Annotated in this window: 19 protein-coding genes and 1 tRNA gene; 10 read left to right on the top strand and 10 right to left on the bottom strand. The window is 43.8% G+C overall.

Features of this window, described 5'->3' with window-relative positions; translation table 11 throughout:
* On the top strand, window positions 1–1,738 hold a 1,738-nt coding region (locus tag QAS77_RS04420), incomplete at its 5' end, for a threonine--tRNA ligase (protein ID WP_305064261.1).
* Window positions 1,739–1,760: 22 nt separating this feature from the next.
* Entirely contained in the window at window positions 1,761–2,051 is a 291-nt protein-coding gene (locus QAS77_RS04425; RefSeq protein WP_250867632.1) for an acylphosphatase, read from the top strand.
* A 63-nt stretch (window positions 2,052–2,114) separates the two neighbouring features.
* Here the strand turns inward: QAS77_RS04425 and QAS77_RS04430 are convergent, their stop codons facing one another.
* Entirely contained in the window at window positions 2,115–2,348 is a 234-nt protein-coding gene (locus QAS77_RS04430; RefSeq protein WP_305064262.1) for a hypothetical protein, read from the bottom strand.
* A 115-nt stretch (window positions 2,349–2,463) separates the two neighbouring features.
* Here QAS77_RS04430 and QAS77_RS04435 point away from each other — a divergent pair, with 115 nt between their 5' ends.
* Complete coding sequence (locus tag QAS77_RS04435) at window positions 2,464–2,940, top strand: toprim domain-containing protein (protein WP_305064263.1); 477 nt, start codon at window positions 2,464–2,466, stop codon at window positions 2,938–2,940.
* Here QAS77_RS04435 and QAS77_RS04440 read toward each other — a convergent pair.
* On the bottom strand, window positions 2,925–3,092 hold the full coding sequence (locus tag QAS77_RS04440; RefSeq protein WP_250867628.1) for a hypothetical protein: 168 nt from the start codon (window positions 3,090–3,092) through the stop codon (window positions 2,925–2,927). The two genes, QAS77_RS04435 and QAS77_RS04440, sit on opposite strands and share 16 nt — an antisense overlap.
* A gap of 9 nt (window positions 3,093–3,101) precedes the next feature.
* Entirely contained in the window at window positions 3,102–3,239 is a 138-nt protein-coding gene (locus tag QAS77_RS04445) for a hypothetical protein (RefSeq protein ID WP_250867627.1), read from the bottom strand.
* 248 nt (window positions 3,240–3,487) lie between these two features.
* Between QAS77_RS04445 and thiI the strand changes: the two genes are divergently transcribed.
* Window positions 3,488–4,666 (top strand): tRNA uracil 4-sulfurtransferase ThiI, encoded by a 1,179-nt coding sequence (gene thiI / locus QAS77_RS04450; protein ID WP_305064264.1) that lies wholly within the window; start codon window positions 3,488–3,490, stop codon window positions 4,664–4,666.
* Window positions 4,667–4,722: 56 nt separating this feature from the next.
* Here the strand turns inward: thiI and QAS77_RS04455 are convergent.
* The 6 genes from QAS77_RS04455 to QAS77_RS04480 form a co-directional block, all read right to left on the bottom strand.
* Window positions 4,723–4,794, bottom strand: a tRNA-Ala gene (locus tag QAS77_RS04455).
* A 41-nt stretch (window positions 4,795–4,835) separates the two neighbouring features.
* Window positions 4,836–5,105, bottom strand: a complete 270-nt coding sequence (locus QAS77_RS04460; RefSeq protein ID WP_250867624.1) for an elongation factor 1-beta — start codon at window positions 5,103–5,105, stop codon at window positions 4,836–4,838.
* A 9-nt stretch (window positions 5,106–5,114) separates the two neighbouring features.
* Window positions 5,115–5,279 carry an HVO_2753 family zinc finger protein gene (locus QAS77_RS04465; RefSeq protein WP_011499381.1) on the bottom strand — a complete coding sequence of 55 codons (165 nt, stop codon included), beginning with the start codon at window positions 5,277–5,279 and terminating at the stop codon, window positions 5,115–5,117.
* 104 nt (window positions 5,280–5,383) lie between these two features.
* The gene (locus tag QAS77_RS04470; protein WP_250867623.1) at window positions 5,384–6,016 is read right to left on the bottom strand and encodes an amino acid kinase family protein; all 633 of its coding nucleotides are present in this window, start codon (window positions 6,014–6,016) and stop codon (window positions 5,384–5,386) included.
* A 15-nt stretch (window positions 6,017–6,031) separates the two neighbouring features.
* Complete coding sequence (locus QAS77_RS04475) at window positions 6,032–7,009, bottom strand: hydantoinase/oxoprolinase family protein (RefSeq protein ID WP_305064265.1); 978 nt, start codon at window positions 7,007–7,009, stop codon at window positions 6,032–6,034.
* A complete protein-coding gene (locus QAS77_RS04480) occupies window positions 7,006–7,929 on the bottom strand; it encodes an ATP-grasp domain-containing protein (protein ID WP_305064266.1) in 924 nt (307 codons plus the stop codon). Before QAS77_RS04480 ends, QAS77_RS04475 begins: the two co-directional genes overlap by 4 nt.
* 131 nt (window positions 7,930–8,060) lie before the next feature.
* Here QAS77_RS04480 and QAS77_RS04485 point away from each other — a divergent pair, with 131 nt between their 5' ends.
* The 6 genes from QAS77_RS04485 to QAS77_RS04510 all read left to right on the top strand — a co-directional run bounded on the left by QAS77_RS04485 (window position 8,061) and on the right by QAS77_RS04510 (window position 15,322).
* On the top strand, window positions 8,061–8,474 hold the full coding sequence (locus QAS77_RS04485) for a heat-shock protein (protein ID WP_305064267.1): 414 nt from the start codon (window positions 8,061–8,063) through the stop codon (window positions 8,472–8,474).
* Window positions 8,475–8,626: 152 nt separating this feature from the next.
* Window positions 8,627–9,202: a nucleotide exchange factor GrpE gene (gene grpE / locus QAS77_RS04490; RefSeq protein WP_305064268.1), complete on the top strand. Its 576-nt coding sequence runs from the start codon at window positions 8,627–8,629 to the stop codon at window positions 9,200–9,202.
* 79 nt (window positions 9,203–9,281) lie between these two features.
* Entirely contained in the window at window positions 9,282–11,150 is a 1,869-nt protein-coding gene (gene dnaK, locus QAS77_RS04495) for a molecular chaperone DnaK (protein ID WP_305064269.1), read from the top strand.
* A 66-nt stretch (window positions 11,151–11,216) separates the two neighbouring features.
* Window positions 11,217–12,407, top strand: a complete 1,191-nt coding sequence (gene dnaJ, locus QAS77_RS04500; RefSeq protein WP_305064270.1) for a molecular chaperone DnaJ — start codon at window positions 11,217–11,219, stop codon at window positions 12,405–12,407.
* Between the two features lie 119 nt (window positions 12,408–12,526).
* Window positions 12,527–13,861 carry a Trk system potassium transporter TrkA gene (trkA, locus tag QAS77_RS04505; protein ID WP_305064271.1) on the top strand — a complete coding sequence of 445 codons (1,335 nt, stop codon included), beginning with the start codon at window positions 12,527–12,529 and terminating at the stop codon, window positions 13,859–13,861.
* A 21-nt stretch (window positions 13,862–13,882) separates the two neighbouring features.
* Window positions 13,883–15,322: a TrkH family potassium uptake protein gene (locus QAS77_RS04510; RefSeq protein WP_305064273.1), complete on the top strand. Its 1,440-nt coding sequence runs from the start codon at window positions 13,883–13,885 to the stop codon at window positions 15,320–15,322.
* Between the two features lie 46 nt (window positions 15,323–15,368).
* On the opposite strand, the gene QAS77_RS04515 is transcribed toward QAS77_RS04510, so the two are convergent.
* The coding region (locus tag QAS77_RS04515; protein ID WP_305064272.1) for an NAD(P)/FAD-dependent oxidoreductase at window positions 15,369–15,866 on the bottom strand (498 nt) is incomplete at its 5' end.

The following is a 15,866-nucleotide window of genomic DNA, read 5'->3' on the forward strand; positions in this document are numbered from 1 at the left end:
TCGTGCAGTCTCTGAGATAGAGAATGTTGCAGGTCAGGTCAAGGCAGAGAGCATAATGCTTTATCCTTATGCGCATTTAAGCTCCGACCTTTCGTCTCCGAAAGTAGCTGTTTCAGTCCTAAAAAGTATTGAAAAGGCACTTGAGGGTAAGTACAATGTCATGAGGGCTCCATTTGGCTGGTACAAGGCATTCAGTATCAGTTGTAAAGGACATCCGCTTTCTGAACTTTCACGTACTATCAGGCCGGAAGGTGCTGTACCTTGTGGAGAGGTCGTCTCTATAGATGCTGAAAAGAAAGAGGTTGTTTCTGAGGCTCTTAAAGCAGAGGATTCTGCAAAGTCCTACTGGCGTATTCTAACACCAGATGGTGAGCTTCACGATGCGGAAACCTTTGATCTTACGGGGCATGATAATCTTCAGAAGTTCGTGAACTATGAGATATCCAAGAACAGGAACATCGAGAAGGCACCTCCTCACGTTGAACTTATGCGCCGCCTCGAGATCGCGGATTATGAACCTGGGTCTGATTCCGGTAACATGCGCTATTACCCAAAAGGCAGGATGATGAAATCACTTATCGAGAACTTCGTTCTCGAGGAGTCTTCAAAGATCGGGGCAATGGAAGTTGAGACTCCATTGATGTATGATATGAATCACCCGACCTTGAAAAAGTACCTTGACCGGTTCCCGGCACGTCAGTACTCCATCGAGTCTGACAAACGGAGTATGTTCTTGAGATTTGCTGCATGTTTCGGGCAGTTCCTCATGAACCATGACATGACGATCTCTTACAAGAATCTCCCTCTTAAGATGATCGAGATGACGAGGTACAGTTTCAGGAAAGAACAACGTGGCGAGCTTGTCGGGCTTCGCAGACTTCGTGCGTTCACAATGCCTGATATGCATACTCTCTGTCCTGACATGGAAGCTGCTATCTCCCAGTTTGGCGAACAGTACAGTATGTGCATTGATATCCTTCGTAAGATCGGTATCGATGTGAGTGACTTTGAGGTTGCTATTCGCTTTACCCGTGAGTTCTATGAAGATAACAGGGAGTTCATAACCGAGCTTGCAAAGAAGGTCGATAAGCCTGTTCTTGTGGAGATGTGGGATACTCGATTCTTCTATTTCGTACTTAAGTTCGAGTTCAATTTCGTTGATGCGACAGCAAAAGCGAGTGCACTTTCCACTGTGCAGATAGACGTGGAGAATGCAGAGCGTTATGATATCAATTATGTTGATGCCAATGGCGAGATGAACCGTCCTACTGTATTGCATTGTTCTCCAAGCGGTGCGATCGAGAGGTGTATCTATGCACTTCTTGAAAAGGCGGCAATGGATGCAGAAGGGGGTAAGGTTCCAAATCTTCCTGTCTGGCTTTCACCGACTCAGGTGCGTGTTATTCCAATTGCTGAAAGGCATATGGATTTCGCTCAAGAGGTCGCTGATTCTCTCTTGTGTCGTGCAGATATTGATGACCGGGAAGAGACCGTTGGTAAGAAGATACGCGATGCAGGTCGTGAGTGGATACCTTATGTGGCAGTGATAGGTGATAGTGAGGTCGAGAGCGGCAAGGTTACTGTGACAATTCGTGCAGAATCTGAGCCAAAGAAGCCGATGAAGGTGGAAATGACTGCAGAAGAGTTGAGTGAACGCGTATTCAACGAGATAGGTGATATGCCATATCGCAGTCTTCCTCTTGCAAAACTGCTTTCCATGAGGCCAAAGTTCATTTAATGGTTTGTCTGGTGTTGAATTTATGACTGCGACAGATGATGTGTCCTGTGCGGAGATATATGTCTCTGGCAGGGTTCAGGGAGTATATTTCAGGGGATTTACTCAGAAGACCGCTACCAGTTTAGGTCTGATGGGGTATGCCCAAAATCTCCCGGATGGTCGTGTCAAAGTGGTTGCTCAGGGGAAAAGGTCCTGCATTTCAGAACTGTTGGATCATTTACATATTGGTCCTGAGCTATCAAATGTTGAAAGTATTGAAGTTGGCTGGATAGCTCTCTCTGATACTTTCACAGACTTTTTTATCAAAAGATGATAGTTCGACCTATGGTCGTTATTGTCTGGGATATTTCTTTTTCCAAAAGGATATGTTCAAAATTCAGCGTTTACTTTCTTCGAACATCTCATATTCAGTTTCAGCAACCTTTTTTTCAATATCCTCTAATCCCAGAACCTCTTTTAGTTCTATGATACAATCCATGCAAACATGGCTGCGACCTATTATTCTGCCTTCGGGCATGTCGTTGCCATAGTCCCCTTCAACACCTGCTTCCAGGCATGTTTTCCCACAAAAGATGCAACCCATTTCTACCACTCCTGATGGTATGGTCAATTATCCCATCCATTATAAGTTTCATAAATCTCTCTATATAATGCTATCGTTCTATGGGAAAGAAATAATGTCAGTTTGGGATGATTATTTAGGGCTGATGTGATATTCTACATTAATGTCACAATATCATCATGGCAATGGGTCTTCTTCAATTAAGGATCGTTTGAAAGGTCCCTTTTCTGACTACCAGTGGAGGCTCGAATCGATCGAGGTCATACTTGCTGAGCTGACAGAATGTTCCAATAATGGGGATATTATTCTGGCTGAAGGGAGACGTGACATTGTTTCATTGAGAAAACTTGGCATCAATGGTCCTATTGAACTTGTTACTCAGTCCCCTCTTACAGAGATCTCTGAAAGGGTTGCAAGTGAGAAGAAACGAGTCATCGTTCTTACTGATTGGGACCGGAGGGGTAACATCCTTGCCGCGAAACTTTCTGAGGACCTGGTATATCTCGGTGCTGATGTTGATATGCAGCTACGTGATAAGCTAAGTTCTTTGGTTAAAAAAGAGATCAAGGATGTTGAAAGCCTTTACACTTATGTTATAAAATTAAGGAAAATAGTTACTGGTGATCAGATCGATATCTGATCACGATATGTGCCTGATCGTGTGGCACTTTTATAACTGGTCTCTACTGATGTTGTACTGCCACATTTACTGCAGTAGTGCATGAGATTGCTTCCCATCTTCATACGCTTAAGATCGATCTCGCAACGATGGCATTTTAGTGAACCTGTCATAAGATCGCCTTATCCCATTATTGTGATCGAATCAAGTCTTGCAGTTCCTGCTTTTGTCCAGTATTTACATACTTTGCATACCTGCAAGCTGTCATTTTCTAGCTCAAGCTCTGAGTTGCACTTTGGACATTCGTCTAATATTTTCATTATATACCCCCACCGATTAATGATATGTAAGTAATATTGCGTTTATGTGGCGTAAAAAAGTGTATTGGAAATCCCACTCCCCAAACCCACTCTTTTCTTCTATATTGCATTTCAATATAGTCTTCGTCCTTATGGATAACCCTACATAGGTGATTCATCTATATATATACCTTTCCTATATGTTCTGATAATTGCTATCATTTGCCTCTACCAAATAGCTTAAAACTCATGTATGATTACTATGCTCCATGTTCGATGTGGTTATTGTAAGGTATGGAGAACTAGCACTCAAGAGTCCGGGTGTCAGGAATCTCTATGAAAGGATCCTTGTAAGGAACCTTGAGGCTATGTTGAGGCAGAAAAAAGTATCTTTTTCCAGAGTTCATCGTGAATGGGGTCGTATCTTCATTACTTCTGATGACCCGGAAGCTGCAATAGCAGCCGCGGATGTCTTTGGTGTTGTTTCCACATCGGCTGCTAAAATTATAGAGGCTGATGTTGATGAAGCTGCAAAGCTTTGTGCCGATATTGGTACCGATATTATAAATGAAGGCGAGTCCTTCGGAATTCGTGCACGTCGTGTGGGAAAAGAGGGCCCTTCTTCCACGGACATTGGCAGATTATGCGGGGATGCGGTCTGGACCCGGCTTGAATCTATTGGAAAAACTCCTAAGGTGGACCTTTCAAATCCTGATCGTGAGATCTCCGTTGAAATGAGGCAGAACAAAGCCTATGTTTTTACAGACATTGTCAAAGGTGTGGGGGGTCTTCCGCTTGGTAGTCAGGGTACGATGGTCGCTTTGATGTCAGGGGGCATCGATTCTCCGGTTGCAGCATGGCTTATGATGAAGCGTGGTGTGAAGGTTATCCCGGTGTATGCGAACAACATACCTTTTTCTGATGAGAGAGCACTTGAACGTGCGATCAAAGCTGTTGAACTGCTTCAAAAATGGTCTCCTGCGGATCATATGAAAATGTATGAGGTCCCTCATGGGAAGAACCTTGACGAGTTTATGAAGAAGTGTATTGTGAAGAATACCTGTCTTCTCTGTAAACGCACAATGTATCGTATGGCATATGAAATTATGAAAAAAGAGAATGCTGATGGTATCATCACAGGCTCATCCATCGGTCAGGTGGCTTCACAGACCGCTGCCAATATGCATGCTGAGATATATGGTCTGGGAATTCCGCTTTATCACCCTCTCATAGGGCTTGACAAAACCGAAATAATCGATATTGCCAAACGCATTGGTTCCTATGATATTTCGATAATGCCAACTTCAGGCTGTGGTGCCGTTCCTGTTCACCCAGAGGTGAAAGCAACATTTGGTTCCATTGTCAAAGAAGAAGAAAAAGTGGACATTGAAGCTCTTGTTAATGAAGCGGTCTCTAACGCAAAAGTGATCCATATGGGGGATGAATAATCCTCTTATTACTCTTTTTTATTCATCTTATTACTTTATTTCAATGATCTCTCTAATGGACTCGACGGGATTTGAACCCGCGGCCTTTACGTTGCGAACGTAACGATCTCCCCCTGATCTACGAGCCCCATAGATAAATAATAAAAAGAGAAATAAAAAAAATTAAAAATTAAACAGGTCTTCCCAATTCGGTGACCTGTACGCTCTCTACACCAGGAACTGCTGCAAAAGCTTCTTCTACAGGCTCTGTGCCGCCTTCGAGGTCGCCAACGAGGACTACTAGTTTGAGCGCTTTCAAACCAAATGCAACAGGTTCTATCTCTGAGCCGAAGATAGATGCGCCTTCTGGTAATGCTGCTTCAAGCCTGATCTTAAGGTCATCCAGGTCGGTATCTACACCTTCTGGCATGATCTTCATTGTTGCTGCTACTTCACCCATTATGATTCCTCAGGGTCCTACAAATCCGCATTTTGGACATGTGTAAGGGTTGCTCTGTTGTCTGCACTTGGTACATCTTCCAAGTTCGGTTTCGCATGTTGGGCAAGGGAGTCTTGTGAACCCTTTCTCAACAAGGTGAATTCCGCATGATGTGCATTGTTCAACTTTTGCCATATTATAAATCTCCTTTTTAATTCAGTAAATTGTATGATGCTGGAACGAAACGTTTTGTATCGCTATAAGCTATTAACGGTTTCTGTACATACGCGGTATATAATTTAAGTATTCCCCTTGATGTAAGTTCCTATAACTTTTTTACCTTCAATGGCTGCAACCACTCTCTCCGGATGATCTCCATTCACGATCATGCAGTCCATACCGTGCTTTATCAGCATTGTGGACAACATCCGGTCGGCGCATGTTTCTCCCATCCTCTCAAGTTCTCTTTGGGTCATCTCCTCTATCATTTTCCCATCATTGAAAATACCATCAACATCGGTGGCTTTGACAAATCTTGCATTCATTCTTTGTGCCACCCATGCTGCAATGGTGTCAGAGGTAACATCCCATGAATGGGGTAGTTCATCCGTATCCTTCAAAAGTCTGTATGGGAGCAGAATTGATACCTTTTCGTTGACATTGCTGGTATCCTCTATGGTTGGTATCCCTGTCATATCTTCGAGGAGATGTGCATATTGTTCCATTGCTGCTATGGCCATCCAGTGGGATGCTTTTTCCGTGAGTGAATACTCTTCGGATATCCTGCGTATATTATCGGCAAAGATCCCACCGCCGGGTACGATGATCACTTGCGTATTCCCTTCGGTTCCGGCAAAGTGGTCAGATATGGCCTCTATGAGGTCTGCTGATCTGTCTATCAGACTTCCTCCAAGTTTAAGGACGACCTTCATGAGCAATTTCCCTTATCATTCGTTCTTTTCCTTATCCATCGATCTGGCCGCAGCATATGCGGGAAATACCTTTGATATATCCTTGCCCCACTTGTCCGCAGTTGAGAAACAGTCATAACCGAGCCTTTTTGCAGCCTCTTCTACCATGAACTCTCCCAAACCTGCCGATACTATCATATCAAGGTCATTCTTTTCGGCAACTGTGGATATTGAATTACATAGCAGTTCTATCTGTCTTTCCTTAACGTTCTTTGCTAGCCTGTATATATCATCTTCTGATATTTCGGTAAGGTCTGCACAGACCACGCGCGCAAGTCTTCTCATGCAGTCGATCATGTTTTTGCCTGCACCGTCTGCGGTTTCGCATGTATAGAGTTCTTTATCGATATCTCTAAGCAGCATATATGCATCTGCGGTATTTGCAAAGAGCTCAGATGATACTCTGCATGTACCAGCATCAAGGTCCACGGTTTCAAGTAATGCCGCAAGGTTCGTGCGCAGTGTACCTGCATAGAACAGTTCATCTCTAAGCAATCTTGAAAAATCAGTGTGTCCTGCAATATGTTTTCCGTTCTTGATGGGTATCACATCACTGGTGGTGCTGCCTACGTCCACAAAAATGCAATCTCCAACTTCTTCTCCTATCAGGCGGGCAGATGCAGCCCAGTTTGCAGCGGCAAGTTCTCTGCTGCTTTGTGTCCTTTCCTGGAAATTCCCTGTATTGTTGACGTATTTCACTTCACAGTCGAAGGCGTTGTTCACTGCATCCATTATGAACTTGATACCTTCATCCTTGTCGACAAAACAGTCTGCCAGCTCTCCTGTCATAACAACTGCCAATCCGTCGGGTCGAAGCCTATTTGCCAGTTCCTTAAGTGCGGATGGAAGGGTCGTGTCTTTCCAGAGCGGAATGTAGAGCAATTCTGTAATCTCGCCATCACTTGATGCAACTTTGGTGTTTGCTCCGCCGATGTCTATTCCTATATATCTCATCTCAGTTCCTCTTTGGTGAATGAATATTCTCCGGTTATCTTTATTTCTGGCAGTGTTTCTCCCATCCCGTTCTTGAGGATAAGTTCTGCTATCTCTTTGTCCATTATCTTTGTAATGCCCACAAGGGATGTTGTAGGTCTTGGATTGACATCTACGATGTACGGTCTGTCCCCAAGTATGATGTCCACGCCTATGTATCCATTGCAGCCTAATGCTCTTGTAGCTTTCTTTGCTACATCATAGAGCTCTTGTTCTCTATCTGTTCTGTATGGGGTTGTACAACCGCAATATTCGATCTTGGAAGCATCCTTTGTGGGGTCTATCTCCATCCTCTGTGCGTTCACTGTGAGGGGGAGCTGTTCTTTTCCGCATATCAGGCTAACACTTAGATGTTCGCCTTTGATATATTCGGTCGCAATATGGCTGCTTTTAATATCTGGTCGGTGGCAAACAAAAGTATCTTCAGATGCACAACCATATCTGGGTTTTGTTACCCAGCATCCTTCCAGTGGCAACCTTTGTCCGGGTGCATATGTTCTGGGGACTGCAAGCCCTGCATTTTCGAGCATTCTGGTGCACTCAAGTTTATCCGAGCAGATGGATACTGCATCCGGGGAACAACCAAGGTTCAGTGTATTATCTTCAATTATTGCTGTAAGTCCCGGAAGGATCTCTTCGGGGGCTATAACGAGTCCCGCATCACATTCTTTGGCACATTTCCTTATCGTTGCTTCGATATCTTCTTCGGATGATCTGACAGGTTTCCCATGCTCGATGGTCGTATCGGAGGTTGTGTATATCACTTCGTGCCCGAGACGCGAAAAGCTGGATGCCAGGGTGGATAGCATTGCTTTTCCTTCCAGGAGGTAGGTGCCGCTCATCCCTGTGCTGACAGCGTATTCAGAAAGAAGTATTTTCATATAAGCTGAGATTATATCATCTTATTTGTTATTTACTGTGACTTTATTCTATATTCGATTCTTTTAAGGCTATATTCTTAACAATTAATATATATAGCAGCAATACAATTAGTGAACGAGGGATGTAAAGGATGGATGTAGATATTTCAGGTAATCCTTTTGTACAGGCACTGGCAGTTTCAGGCACATTGTCTTTATTCATGGTAGGCATGGCCTTGGGTGTAATGAACATTTTCGCGACCGGTAAAAGTCCGATGCCATCTTCAATGATATTACTGATCTTTGCTGTATTGTTCATTGTAGGTTCTGTCTTCTTTGAAATGAGGGGTGCCGATCAGGTCGGTGCACTTATTGGCGGGTGTGTGGTCTCATTTGCAGCTACGATCTCCATTTTTTCATTCTTTGGAGGCGTTGAGCTTGTGCGAACTGGTGGGCTTGAGGCACTGGGTTGGGATAAGATGGTCTCCGCACTTGCGTTGTGTATGATCGCCAGTATGTTGCTTGTCAAATTATTATCTTATAAGATGCAAACCGATTATGCCTGATCCTATCTGATCAGGACCCGCGTTTGTGCTTGTTTTTTTGTCTATGATATTTAGTATTACGTATTTTTTCTAACCGATGCCTATTTATAGAACATCAAACAATCAGCTGTTATTAATTATACCGCTCACAAATTATGGCGGAGTCGTGAGAAATGACAGGTAAATTTGGAAAGAAATCTAAATCTGAGAAGAAGTCCGATCCTTGTACTTGCTGTGCAGATGAGGATGTAGAAGCCTTAAAGGAAAATGCTTCTGATAGCACAGAGGATCTGCAAACTTCCTGTGATTCTCAGATCGCTGAACTAAATGAACAAATAATGCGCCAGAGGGCAGAATTTGAGAATTTCAGAAATCGAAGCCTGCGGGAAAAAGAAGAATTTCGAAAATTTGCTCTTGAAAAAATAATGGTCGAGTTGCTTGAGGTACGTGACAACTTTGAGCGTGCTCTCGAATCTGCTAAAAAGACAGATGATGTTTACTCCATTATAGAAGGCGTTGAAATGGTGTTCAAGCAATTTACATCTATCCTCGAAAAAGAAGGTCTTAAGATGATAGATTGCGATGGCAAGGAATTTGATCCCCATTTTCATGAGGCCATGATGCATGTGCAGACCACTGAGCATGCTGACAACCATGTTGTTGATGTCTGCAAAGCCGGTTATGAGCTAAACTCAAAGGTCATCCGTCATGCGATGGTCACAGTTGCACAGAATCCGGATGAGGAATGAACGGATCGTATCGTTTACGAAAGAAATAACTAGATCTATCGTTAATCTGATTTTAATCAAATATAAGTGAGGTATTATTATGGGAAAGATATTGGGTATTGACCTTGGAACTACTAATTCATGTATGGCTGTGATCGAAGGCGGTAAACCTACTGTAATTCCAAACGCTGAAGGTGGAAGGACAACTCCATCAGTGGTTGGTTTTTCTAAGAAGGGAGACAAGCTTGTAGGTCAGGTAGCAAAAAGACAGATGATAGCTAACCCTGGGAACAGTGTAAGTTCTATCAAACGTCATATCGGTGAAGGTGACTATAATGTCAATCTCAACGGTAAGGATTACACTCCGCAGGAAGTTTCTGCTATGATCCTGAGGAAGCTCAAGGAAGACGCTGAGGCTTATCTTGGTGAGACTATCACTGATACCGTCATCACGGTTCCTGCTTATTTTAATGATTCTCAGAGACAGGCTACCAAAGATGCAGGACAGATCGCAGGTCTTGAGGTCCTAAGGATCATCAATGAGCCTACTGCAGCATCTCTTGCATATGGTCTTGACAAAGAGGAAGGCGACCACAAGATCCTCGTTTACGATCTCGGAGGAGGTACCTTCGATGTATCAATCCTTGAGTTAGGCGATGGTATATTCGAAGTACTTTCCACAAGCGGTGATACTCACCTTGGTGGAGATGATTTCGATCAGAGGATCACAGAGTTCCTTGTTGAGGAATTCAAGAAGGCTGAAGGTATCGATCTGTCAAATGACAAGGCTGCTCTCCAGCGTCTCAGTGATGCTGCAGAAAAAGCAAAGATCGAACTTTCCGGTGTTGCTTCTACAAATGTGAACCTTCCGTTCATTACAGCGGATTCCAATGGTCAGCCAAAACATATCGATATTGACATTACAAGGGCACAGTTCGAGAAGATGACCGAAGACCTTGTGGCTAAGACTCTCGAATCAATGAAGATGGCTCTTAGTGATGCGAAGTTGACCACAAAGGACATTGACCGTGTACTTCTTATCGGCGGTTCTACAAGGACCCCTGCAGTATATGATCTTGTCAAGAACTTCATTGGAAAGGACCCATACAAGAACATCAATCCAGATGAGGCAGTTGCAGTTGGTGCAGCTATTCAGGCAGGCGTACTTAGTGGAGAGGTCCATGATGTTCTTCTTCTCGATGTCACACCACTGACAATGGGTATAGAAACTCTCGGAGGCGTTGCAACACCACTTATCGAGAGGAACACTACTATTCCTGTTAAGAAGAGCCAGATATTCTCAACTGCAGCAGATAGCCAGCCATCTGTGGAGATCCATATCTTGCAGGGTGAACGTGGTATCGCATCTGCGAACAAGACCCTCGGTCGTTTTGTGCTTGACGGCATACCACCTGCACCAAGGGGAATGCCACAGATCGAAGTAACATTCGATATCGATTCCAATGGTATCCTTCATGTCAATGCAAAGGATCTCGGAACTGGTAAGGAACAGTCCATATCCATACAGAAACCTGGCGGATTGTCCGATGAGGAGATCGAAAGGATGGTAAAGGACGCAGAGTTGCACGCTGAGGAAGATCAGGCACGCAAGGAAGAGGTCGAGATCAGGAACAATGCTGACTCTCTTGTCAATGCTGCTGAAAAGACCGTGAAGGAAGCTGGAGATGTTGCAACCGATGAGCAGAAAGAGCAGATCGAAGCTGCGATAGCTGAGCTGAACACTGCACTTGAAGGGGAAGACCTCGAGGCTATCAAGAGCAAGACCGAAGCACTTCAGGAAGCTGTCTATAAGGTTTCTGCTGCAATGTACGAGAAAGCTCAGAAAGAGGCTGGTGGTGGTGCTGGTGCTGAAGCTTCTGAAGATGCAAGTGGTCCTTCATCAGCTGGCTCTGCATCAGATGATAATGTCGTTGATGCGGACTATGAAGTCGTTGACGAAGACAAATAAATACCTGAAGGCAATATGTGCAGATGATTTCCATCTGCACTTTAATTTACCTTTAAAGGAGTTCTAATGTCGACCACGCGAGATTATTATGAAATACTTGGTGTATCGAAAGATGCATCTGATACTGAGTTGAAAAAAGCTTACCGCAAACTTGCGATGAAACATCATCCTGACAAGAACAAAGAAGCGGATGCTGAAGAGAAGTTCAAGGAGATCTCCGAAGCTTATGCTGTCCTTTCAGATGCTGAGAAAAAAGCGCAGTATGATCGTTTTGGACATGCGGGTATCGATGGTCGATACAGTACAGAAGATATCTTTAGAAATGCTGATTTTGGCGATTTTGGTGACCTCGGTGATATTTTTGGCAGTATTTTCGGAGGCGGTGGCGGCTTCGGCGGTTTTGGTGGCGGAGGGCGCCGCAGGCAGGGACCTACAAGAGGCTCGGACCTGAGGTATGACCTTGGCGTAACGCTGGAACAGGCTGCTTTCGGAGAAAAGGTGCATATAAATATCCCACGTGCAGAGAATTGTGAAACATGTGGGGGAACCGGTGCAAAGGAAGGCACGAGTCCTAAAACATGTGCCACATGTCGTGGCAGCGGGCAGGTAACCCATGCAAGAAGAACACCGCTTGGCAACTTCATGACCACAACCACTTGTGATGTTTGTCATGGAAAGGGTCAGGTCATTGAATCTCCCTGCCCTGTCTGTAGAGGTTCAGGCAAACAAAAGAAAGTGCGCAAGATGGGTGTCTCGGTTCCAAAGGGCGCTGATACAGGTCTGCGACTGAAGATGTCTGGGGAAGGCGAAGCTGGTAGCCCTGGTGCACCACCAGGCGATCTCTATATTGTCATCCATGTCAAGCAACATGATAAGTTTGAGCGTGTTGGCGATGATATTGTCTATGGAATTCCAATATCATTCTCACAGGCGGCCCTGGGTACTGAGATAAAGGTTCCGACACTTCACGGAAAAGTGAAGATGAAGATCAAACCTGGTACTCAGACACATTCCGTATTACGCTTAAAGGGTAAAGGTATGCCTCATCTTCACGGGCATGGTCAGGGTGACCAGCTTGTCAAGGTGGTCGTTGAAACACCTACGAACCTTACAGGTAAACAAAAAGAGCTACTTGAAGAATTCGAGGAGCTAAGTAACGGTGATCATAAGGGTTCGAAAGGAAAGGGTTTCTTTGATAAGCTGAAGGATGCATTTGAGAGTTCTACCTCTAATAATTCTGTTGGCACTGTCGATTAAGGCACGTGCCTAAATATTTTTCTTTTTCACTCTTTTATTTTTGCAGTAACCTTTAACATAGATATGTTTCATTAACCATTCTTTATAATTTCAATTATTTTCACAGGGCTGTGTGATTTATGAAGATCATTATCGTAGGTGCTGGAGAAGTCGGATTTCATATTGCAAGTTCTCTCTATCTCAACAATGATGTTGTTGTCATTGATATTGATGAGGATGCATGTGCGAGAGCCGATGAACTTGATGTACAGGTGATCCAGGGTAATGGTGCGAACGTTTCTATCCTTGAGCGTCTGATAAACGATGCTGATCTCCTTGTTGCCGTAACGGGTTCAGATGAATTGAACATTGTTACCTGCACGACTGCCAAGCTGATATCTCCTTTACACAAACAGCTCAAGACAATGGCGAGGGTAACGAACCCTGATTATATCGACAGGCCTGTTGCAACGCGCACTCAGGTAGGTATCGATGTCATGATATGCCCTGAGCTTGCTTTGGCTTCTGAGGTCGCTGAGATCCTTTCTATGCCTTCTGCAATAGATGCTGAGGTGTTTGCAGATGGAAAGGTCAAGATGATGGAATTCGTTGTATCGGATGAAAGCGATCTTGTTGACAAAAAAATGAAAGACCTTGACCTTTCTGAATGTTGTATCGTGAGTGCACTCTATAGAGAATCAAATATTATCATTCCACATGGTGACGATGTCATTCACAAAGGTGACCATGTTGTGGTCATCGGCAAATCCGATGCCATGATGGACATTGGTAACCTCTTTGCCGGACATACGGACAGTGTGAAGCGAGTTCTCATTATCGGCGGTGGGACAGTTGGTTTCTATCTTGCAAAGCTTCTGGAGAAAAGCAACACGAGTATCAAGATAATTGAAAAGAATCTGGATAGATGTGAATCTATTGCAGATCTCCTTCCTAAAGTTCTTGTCTTGAAAGGAAATGGGACCGATATACATCTTCTAAAAGAAGAAGGTGTCCAGGATATGGATGTCGTCATCTCCGTTACTGACAGTGATGAGAAAAATCTGTTATGTGCTCTTCTGTCCAAGCAACTTGGTGCAAAGAAGGTTATTGTAAGGGCTGACCATCTTGATTATGTGCCATTGTTCGAATTGGTGGGCGTGGACCGTGCGGTAAGTCCAAGGGAAGCTACGATCAATGAAGTTCTGAAATTGACGATGGGTACTGGTATTGAAGCATTGACAATGATCGAAGGTGAAAAGGCCGAGATAATAGAGTATATTGCATCCAGTACCTCCAAAGTGACCGGTAAACCTTTGAAGAACGTACCCTTCCCTGAAGGTGCTCTGGTATGTATGGTGGTGCATAAAGGGGATACATTCGTTCCCCGTGGTAATTATATCATTAAAGAAGGGGATCGTGTCCTTGTGTTCTTATTACCTTCTGCACATCAAAAAGTTGAACGGTTGTTCAAGTAAAATCGGAAGGTCTCTATTTTGATAAACTATAGGGTAGTATTTAACGCATTGGGTTCTCTTCTTTGTTTTCTTGGGCCTTTGATGCTTATACCTCTGGTAGTCGCAATGTATTACGGCGAGTCCCCCTATCCTTTTGCAGTATCTTTCGCAGTGACGACAATTGTTGGGTCTCTGCTTTCCTTTAGGTTCGTATCCACCGGTGAGGACGAATGGGAAAAAAGAGAAGGGTTTGCCATAGTTGCATTTGGATGGTTTGCAGCTGCTTTATTTGGTTCTATCCCTTACATGTTCGATGGTGTAACTCCTCTTAATGCTCTGTTCGAATCCATGTCAGGCTTTACAACTACTGGGGCAACGATCTTCGTGGATATTGAAAGTCATTCGAGAAGCCTTTTGTTCTGGAGAAGTATGACCCAGTGGATAGGTGGAATGGGTATCATTATGTTGTTCATTGCCATTCTTCCGAAATTGGGGGTTGCTGGCAGACAGATGTTCCGCGCAGAAGCTCCAGGTCCAAAAGAGGATCAGATCAAGCCGAGAATAAGGGAAACCGCAAAGATACTTTGGGCGGTCTATGTCTCGATATCGGTACTTGAGCTTATACTGTTGCTTGCAGCAGGGATGTCATTCTACGATGCTTCCACACATACGTTCACCACAATGGCGTGTGGTGGTTTTTCCACATATGCTGATAGCGTTGCTGCTTTTGACAGTCCTTTGATAGAAGGTATAATCACATTGTTCATGTTCATAGCAGGTGCAAATTTTGCTTTGCATTACAAGACCCTATATTCTGACAAAAAAAGTCTCATAAAAGACAACGAATTCAAGTTCTATTTTGCGATCGTGGCTATCGCAACTATCCTGTTGACCGGGATCCTTCTGAGGGATACTTATGATACTATACCTACAGCATTCAGATATGCGGTATTTCAGGTTCTTTCCATTCTGACCACGACCGGGTATGCAACTGCTGATTTTAATTTATGGTCTGATTCAGGAAAAGTTATACTGCTGGCCATAATGTTCATCGGTGGATGTGCAGGTTCAACTGCTGGAGGAATTAAGGTCGTCAGGGTCCTGATATTACTGAAATATGCCCGCCGTGAACTTTTTAAGGCAATTCATCCTAAAGCCATAAGACCTGTGAAGTTCAATGGAAAAAGTGTGCCCGGAGACATTATGCATGCAATTATTTCCTTTGTTGTCATCTATTTCCTTATCTTTTTACTCAGTTCTGCAATTCTTGCAATTCTTGGTATGGACCTTACAAGTTCTATAACTGCCTCGATCGCAACATTGGGTAATATTGGTCCGGGTTTCAATCTGGTTGGACCAATGGCAAACTTTAGCACGGTTCCTGCAATAGGTAAACTTGTCCTTATTGCCAATATGTGGATCGGACGGTTGGAAGTATTCACTGTTATTGTGATGCTGACCCCTGAGTTCTGGAAACGGTGAAAAAGAGATATTACTTCATCCGTTTTGGATGAAGCGAAAAGATGCTTTATTCTGCCTTGTACTTGAAATCAATATCGTTCTTGATGTAATCCTTGAATATTCCTCTGAGGTCCCAGAGAAGCTTCTTATTTGCTTTGAACAATGCCTTCAAAAGGTCCAGAAGACTCATGCTTGTGAAGTTAATATCCTTTAGGGAGTATGCAAGGGAATTAAGGTCTTCATCGCTAAAATTGACGAAAGTCTCTTTGACAATAAGATTATTATTGATCTCTTTTCCGATCGTCTTTCTCCACAGTTCTTCATATTCCTGAAGTGTATCTGTGGAACAATCTCCATTTCTGATCGCCTTGGCAGCTATTTCTCCGGCCATCTTGCCTGCATCCATGGCATTGATAATTCCGCCACCTGTTATTGGGTCTGACTGGCGTGCAGCATCTCCTACAAGCATAAGCCCATTGGCTATCGTTCTTTCGATAGTTCCACAAACAGGTACTCCTCCGATGACCATTTCGATGATCTTGGCATCAGGCATGTTCTTTTCCAT

The organism is Methanococcoides sp., from assembly GCF_030594565.1.
GTDB lineage: Archaea > Halobacteriota > Methanosarcinia > Methanosarcinales > Methanosarcinaceae > Methanococcoides > Methanococcoides seepicolus.

What these genes read in the sequence shown, in the direction of transcription:
- QAS77_RS04425 (WP_250867632.1), top strand. Translation starts at nt 1,761, where the DNA reads ATGACTGCGACAGATGATGTGTCCTGTGCGGAGATATATGTCTCTGGC.
- QAS77_RS04435 (WP_305064263.1), top strand. Translation starts at nt 2,464, where the DNA reads ATGTCACAATATCATCATGGCAATGGGTCTTCTTCAATTAAGGATCGT.
- QAS77_RS04440 (WP_250867628.1), bottom strand. Translation starts at nt 3,092, where the DNA reads ATGACAGGTTCACTAAAATGCCATCGTTGCGAGATCGATCTTAAGCGT.
- QAS77_RS04445 (WP_250867627.1), bottom strand. Translation starts at nt 3,239, where the DNA reads ATGAAAATATTAGACGAATGTCCAAAGTGCAACTCAGAGCTTGAGCTA.
- thiI (WP_305064264.1), top strand. Translation starts at nt 3,488, where the DNA reads ATGTTCGATGTGGTTATTGTAAGGTATGGAGAACTAGCACTCAAGAGT.
- QAS77_RS04460 (WP_250867624.1), bottom strand. Translation starts at nt 5,105, where the DNA reads ATGGGTGAAGTAGCAGCAACAATGAAGATCATGCCAGAAGGTGTAGAT.
- QAS77_RS04465 (WP_011499381.1), bottom strand. Translation starts at nt 5,279, where the DNA reads ATGGCAAAAGTTGAACAATGCACATCATGCGGAATTCACCTTGTTGAG.
- QAS77_RS04470 (WP_250867623.1), bottom strand. Translation starts at nt 6,016, where the DNA reads ATGAAGGTCGTCCTTAAACTTGGAGGAAGTCTGATAGACAGATCAGCA.
- QAS77_RS04475 (WP_305064265.1), bottom strand. Translation starts at nt 7,009, where the DNA reads ATGAGATATATAGGAATAGACATCGGCGGAGCAAACACCAAAGTTGCA.
- QAS77_RS04480 (WP_305064266.1), bottom strand. Translation starts at nt 7,929, where the DNA reads ATGAAAATACTTCTTTCTGAATACGCTGTCAGCACAGGGATGAGCGGC.
- QAS77_RS04485 (WP_305064267.1), top strand. Translation starts at nt 8,061, where the DNA reads ATGGATGTAGATATTTCAGGTAATCCTTTTGTACAGGCACTGGCAGTT.
- grpE (WP_305064268.1), top strand. Translation starts at nt 8,627, where the DNA reads ATGACAGGTAAATTTGGAAAGAAATCTAAATCTGAGAAGAAGTCCGAT.
- dnaK (WP_305064269.1), top strand. Translation starts at nt 9,282, where the DNA reads ATGGGAAAGATATTGGGTATTGACCTTGGAACTACTAATTCATGTATG.
- dnaJ (WP_305064270.1), top strand. Translation starts at nt 11,217, where the DNA reads ATGTCGACCACGCGAGATTATTATGAAATACTTGGTGTATCGAAAGAT.
- trkA (WP_305064271.1), top strand. Translation starts at nt 12,527, where the DNA reads ATGAAGATCATTATCGTAGGTGCTGGAGAAGTCGGATTTCATATTGCA.